Here is a 366-nt window from a genome sequence, read left to right as displayed (position 1 = left end):
GGCCGGGGCCCCGGGTGGTCGTGGGCCTGAACGTCGACAGCCCGGACGACGCGGTCGCGGCGTTCGCCTTCACCGAGGCCGCCCGGCGCGGGGCCCGGCTCCGGGTGGTGGTCGCCTACGCCTGGCCCGCCCGGAGCTGGCTCGCTCCCGGCGAGTTCGTCGAGCTGATGATCGACCAGGACGAGGTGGAGAAGGAGACCCGGACCCTGGCGGAGGGCTTCCTCGGCCCACACCGCGCCCGGCACCCCGACGTGCCCGCCGACACCTACGTGGCACCCGGCGACGCGGCCGGCCACCTGGTCGCCGCCTCCCGGGATGCCGAGCTGGTCGTGGTGGGGCGCCACCGCCGGCGCCTCCTCGCCCCGG

At 77.9% G+C, this 366-nt stretch carries 1 protein-coding gene; it reads left to right on the top strand.

Annotated features, from left to right (window positions below; genetic code table 11):
• Positions 1–366: universal stress protein (locus BZY54_RS54495; RefSeq protein ID WP_244217726.1), on the top strand; the 366-nt coding region annotated here is incomplete at both ends.

The organism is Streptomyces carpinensis, assembly GCF_002154505.1.
GTDB classification, from domain to species: domain Bacteria; phylum Actinomycetota; class Actinomycetes; order Streptomycetales; family Streptomycetaceae; genus Streptomyces; species Streptomyces carpinensis.
This window is presented reverse-complemented; position numbering and strand designations above follow the sequence as displayed.